The 4,395-nt window shown below is 73.2% G+C and carries 5 protein-coding genes; 2 read left to right on the top strand and 3 right to left on the bottom strand.

Translation table 11 applies throughout. The features are described 5' to 3' along the window. Positions 1 to 125: 125 nt before the first annotated feature. The 3 genes from AB0C20_RS35325 to AB0C20_RS35315 form a co-directional block, all read right to left on the bottom strand. The gene (locus AB0C20_RS35325; RefSeq protein WP_238646958.1) at positions 126 to 371 is read right to left on the bottom strand and encodes a hypothetical protein; all 246 of its coding nucleotides are present in this window, start codon (positions 369 to 371) and stop codon (positions 126 to 128) included. A gap of 60 nt (positions 372 to 431) precedes the next feature. Further along, complete coding sequence (locus tag AB0C20_RS35320; protein ID WP_357186715.1) at positions 432 to 1,412, bottom strand: LysR family transcriptional regulator; 981 nt, start codon at positions 1,410 to 1,412, stop codon at positions 432 to 434. Positions 1,413 to 1,495: 83 nt separating this feature from the next. Beyond that, complete coding sequence (locus AB0C20_RS35315) at positions 1,496 to 2,107, bottom strand: hemerythrin domain-containing protein (protein ID WP_357186712.1); 612 nt, start codon at positions 2,105 to 2,107, stop codon at positions 1,496 to 1,498. 148 nt (positions 2,108 to 2,255) lie between these two features. Here AB0C20_RS35315 and AB0C20_RS35310 point away from each other — a divergent pair, with 148 nt between their 5' ends. After that, positions 2,256 to 3,584 (top strand): M20/M25/M40 family metallo-hydrolase, encoded by a 1,329-nt coding sequence (locus AB0C20_RS35310; RefSeq protein ID WP_357186709.1) that lies wholly within the window; start codon positions 2,256 to 2,258, stop codon positions 3,582 to 3,584. Positions 3,585 to 3,642: 58 nt separating this feature from the next. Next, positions 3,643 to 4,305 (top strand): hypothetical protein, encoded by a 663-nt coding sequence (locus AB0C20_RS35305; protein WP_091408864.1) that lies wholly within the window; start codon positions 3,643 to 3,645, stop codon positions 4,303 to 4,305. Positions 4,306 to 4,395 lie beyond the last annotated feature (90 nt).

Genomic DNA, 4,395 nt, shown 5'->3' with positions numbered 1-4,395 from the left:
GTCGCCGCCGTTCGGGCGCGGACTGGTGCCAGATGACCCCGGCGCCGACCGCGATGATGGCCACCAACCAACCGGCGGTGCCCGCCGCGCCAGTCCCGAACCCGGGACGGCACCGTCGCGGCGCGCTACTGGCCCTGGTCGGGCTCCAGACTGGCGATGGTCAGACCCGCCGCGTCGGCGGCGGCGTCCCGGTCGCCCCGGGTCTGGTCCTCCCGGGTGAGCAGGTTCGCGTACTCGGTCACGTCGGCCGGGTCGGGCACCGTCGGCAGGCGGCGCAGGAACGCCTCCACCTCGCGGGTGGCGGCGGTGTGCGCGGCAGCAGCCTGGCGCAGCAGTTCGCGGTCGTCGGCGGGCGGGTAGAGGTCGGTCATGTCCGCCAGATACCCGGCCCACGGCGGTTCGCACCGCCAGCGGCCGGGAATACCGGCAGCTCAGCCCGGCCGTACCCCGGTGGGGTGCCGGACGCCGAAGCCCGGGTTGCGGGGCAGCCAGGCCAGGTACGCCGGGTGCGGCGCCAACGAGTCGACGTAGGCCGCCTTGGCCGTTCCCAGCACCAGCTCCGCGCCCTGGGCTGCGGGAGAGTCCGGATGCCAGCCGAGCAGCAGCCGCCAGCGCAGCGGCGTCCCGGCGAGTTGACGGGTGACCAGACCGCTCACCGGGCGGAACGTCGCCTGGCACAGGGCCACCGCCACGCCGGCCTCCACCAGGTCGACGCAGCCGCGGATGTCGGTCTCGTACACCTTCCTGGGCGTGAAGCCGGCGCGGGCACACGCGGCGGCGAAGCAGTCGGCGAAGCAGCCGTCACCCGGCGCGGCGACCCACTGCTCGTGGCGCAGGTCGGCCAGGCGGACCTCGTCCTGCGCCGCGAGAGGATGGGTCTCCGGCAGCAGCACCAGCACCGGGTCGACGGCCACCTCCTGCCAGCTCAACCCGAACCCGGCCGACGGACTGGCGTCGCCGCACACGCCGGCCAGCGCGAAGTCCAGCCGACCGCCGGCCACCAACTGCGCCAACTCGTCCACCGACCAGGACGCGTACGTGGTGATCTGGGCGGGCGGCTGCTCGGCCGCCAACCGGTGCACCAGCCGACCCAGGATCGGGCTGTTCACCCCACCGAACCGGTAGCACGGCGGCGTGTCGCCCGCCCCGGCCAGCCGGGCCGCCTCGTCCTGCAGCCCCTTCATCGCCGGCAGCAGCACCCGGGCGCGGGCCAGCACCAGCTCACCGAGCGCGGTAGGTCGAGCCCCGCGCCGGTCCCGGTCGAACAGCGGGCCGCCCAGCGTCCGTTCGATGCGTTGGAGCTGGGCGGTGAGCGCCGGCTGGGCCAGGCCGAGCGCCGAGGCCGCCTTCGTCACACTTCCCGTCTCCGCGATCGCGCAGACCACCCGCAGGTGACGCAGCTCCAGGTTCATAGGGTGACGGTAGGACTACGCGTCTGCTGGCGGAATAGCCCAAGCGGATCGGTGATAATGAATGCATTGCCGGCGGTCGCCGGTCACCGGTCGCGCGGGGGCTCCGGCAGGTCCGCCAGGTACGTCGGCCGCCGGGTCACCGCGTCGAGGACCTTGTCCACCACCCCGACCGCCGGCTCCACGATCCGGTTCCACGGAGGGGTGGCCGGCGTGCCCGGGTGCGGTCGCGTCGGCGCGGCCTCCTCTGCGATCTCCAACCGGTTGCCCAGCCGGATCAGCTCCTCCTCGGTCGCGACAGCGCGCAGCTCGGTGACCAGCGCGCCCACCCCGTCGACATGCCGGCGGACCCGCTCGGCGACAGCGGTCAGCGCCTCGTCCGTCAGCCCCTTCAGAGCGCTCAGCAGAGCCGCGTCGGCGTTGATCTCCGCGTCCACCCGCTCGGTGGCCGCCGGCAGCGCCGCGCGGACCGCCGGCAGTAGGTACTGCTCCTCGGCGGACAGGTGCCGCGACAGCGCGGCGGTGAGCACCGCCAACCCCTCCTGCGGAGTGGTCGCCGGGCCGGAGAGCTGGTCCAGCAGCGCCAGCAGTTGCCGGTGCTCCCGGTCGACGATGTCGGCGATGCTGCGACCGGCGGGTCGGTAACCCTCCTCGGGTGCGGGCGCGGGCGGCAGCGGCGGCAGGGGAACAGCGGACATGGTGCCCTCCTCGACTGGCGGGCGGAAGCTCCGGCAGGGACGTTCGGTCGTGGGCGGCGGTACCCGAACGCGACCAACGCGAAACCGACCCGTCGATGCGTCCACCCGCGCCGGCCTGTCGAGCGGCACGGGCTGGTATGAAGAGGCGATGACGAGCGATGCCGCCTCCGCCCTGCCCGACCCCACCGCAGAGGTCGTGGACCTCTGCCGCGACCTGCTGCGCATCGACACCACCAACACCGGTGACAACGACACCAGCGTCGGCGAGCGCCGCGCGGCCGAGTACGTGGCGGAGAAGCTCGCCGAGGTGGGCGTGGAGTCCGTCCTGCACGAGTCCGCCCCGGGCCGGGCGAACGTGGTGGCCCGCATCCCGGGCACCGACCAGAGCCGGGGCGCGCTGCTGGTGCACGGCCACCTGGACGTCGTGCCCGCCGACGCCGACGAGTGGTCGGTGGGCCCGTTCTCCGGCGAGCTGCGCGACGGCTACCTCTGGGGCCGGGGCGCCATCGACATGAAGGACTTCGACGCGATGGTGCTCGCCGTGGTCCGGCACTGGCAGCGCACCGGCGTACGCCCCCCGCGCGACATCGTGCTCGCGTACACCGCAGACGAGGAGGCGGGCAGCGACTACGGGGCGCGCTTCCTGGTGGACAACCACCGAGGCCTCTTCGACGGCTGCACCGAGGCGATCGGCGAGGTCGGCGGCTTCTCCTACTCGGTAAACGACAACCAGCGGCTCTACCTCATCGAGACCGCCGAGAAGGGCATCGACTGGCTGCGGCTGCACGCCAAGGGCCGCCCCGGGCACGGCTCGATGATGCACGACGACAACGCCGTCACCGCGCTCGCCGAGGCGGTCGCCCGGATCGGCCGGCACCGCTTCCCAGTGGTCGTCACCGACACCGTGCGGGCCTTCCTGACCGAGGTCTCCGACCTGCTCGGCATCGAGTTGGACCCGGACGACCCGGAGACGGCCATCGCGAAGCTCGGTCCCATCGCCAACATCATCGGCGCGACCATCCGCAACACCGCCAACCCGACCCGGTTGAGCGCCGGCTACAAGGACAACGTCATCCCCGGCCGGGCCACCGCCACCATCGACTGCCGCAGCCTGCCCGGGCAGTCCGAGCTGCTGGAGCGGCAGCTGCGCGAGCTGGTCGGCCCGGACATCGCGATCGAGTACGTCCAGCGGCAGCCGGCGCTGGAGACCACCTTCGACGGTGACCTGGTCGAGGCCATGTCGGCGGCCCTGCGCGCGGAGGACCCGGGGGCGCGGCCGGTCCCGTACATGCTCTCCGGCGGCACCGACGCCAAGGCGTTCTCGCAGCTCGGCATCCGCTGCTTCGGGTTCGCCCCGCTGCGGCTGCCCGCCGACCTGAACTTCTCGGCGTTGTTCCACGGCATCGACGAGCGCGTTCCGGTGGACGGACTACAGTTCGGCGTGCGGGTTCTCGACCGGTTCCTCCGCACCTGCTAGTCGTGTCCGGCGGTGGCCGCCGGCGCGCAATCTCCCCAACGTGAAGGGACTGCCCCACATGACCGACCAGCATGGTGAGCTGGACGCCGCTCTCGAGCGGGTGATCGAAGCGGCCCGCCACCACCTGGCTGCCGTACGCGCCGCGCAGGGCCGCGTCGACGACGACGACGTCTGGCAGGCGTACGTGGCGTTGAACAACGCCTCCTTCGCGTACGACGAGCGACTGCTCGACGCCTTCGGCGAGGTGACGCCGTGGGATGTCGACTCGATCGACCCGGACGAGGCCGACGAGCGTTTCGGCGGCGGCGAGGGCGCGGAGGCCAGCGACCCGCACCCCAGGGTGATCTCGGTGCGTCAGCGTCGTGACTACCGGGTGCCGAGCGTCGCCGCGCTGCTGCGGGTGGCCGAGGCGGCCCGCCGCGAGGGCACCCCGGAGGACGACGAGCCGGCGCCCGTGGAGGGCGTGGGCGAGGCGGTGCTGGAGCTGCTGCAGAGTGGTGACGGCTCGCTCGGCGCGTTGGACGTCCCCGAGTTGGAGCCGCTCGACGGGGTGGTGATGGTCAGCGAGGTGGGCACCCCGGTCGACCTGGAGTCGTTCGACGACGACGACGCGGTTGGCCCGTTCCAGCCGGCTGCCGACGACCGGCTGGTCGGTCGGCTCGACGAGCACCCGTTCCTGGAGCTCGACGACGACCACGACCACGCCGGGCACCAGCACTAGGCCGGGTGCCGCCCGAGCCCGCCGGTGCCGACGCCCGGGCCGGTGAAGGTGTAGCTGTCCACGTCCAGCAACGCCCCGCTGCCGCCGGTG

The sequence above is a fragment of the Micromonospora sp. NPDC048843 genome (genome assembly GCF_040649965.1).
In the GTDB taxonomy this organism is placed as follows: domain Bacteria; phylum Actinomycetota; class Actinomycetes; order Mycobacteriales; family Micromonosporaceae; genus Micromonospora; species Micromonospora hortensis.
Note: the sequence above shows the minus strand (reverse complement) of the source record. Positions and strands in the feature narration are given on the sequence as shown.

Coding starts and splice junctions, on each gene's coding strand:
- AB0C20_RS35305 (WP_091408864.1), top strand. CDS start 3,643: ATGACCGACCAGCATGGTGAGCTGGACGCCGCTCTCGAGCGGGTGATC.
- AB0C20_RS35325 (WP_238646958.1), bottom strand. CDS start 371: ATGACCGACCTCTACCCGCCCGCCGACGACCGCGAACTGCTGCGCCAG.
- AB0C20_RS35320 (WP_357186715.1), bottom strand. CDS start 1,412: ATGAACCTGGAGCTGCGTCACCTGCGGGTGGTCTGCGCGATCGCGGAG.
- AB0C20_RS35310 (WP_357186709.1), top strand. CDS start 2,256: ATGACGAGCGATGCCGCCTCCGCCCTGCCCGACCCCACCGCAGAGGTC.
- AB0C20_RS35315 (WP_357186712.1), bottom strand. CDS start 2,107: ATGTCCGCTGTTCCCCTGCCGCCGCTGCCGCCCGCGCCCGCACCCGAG.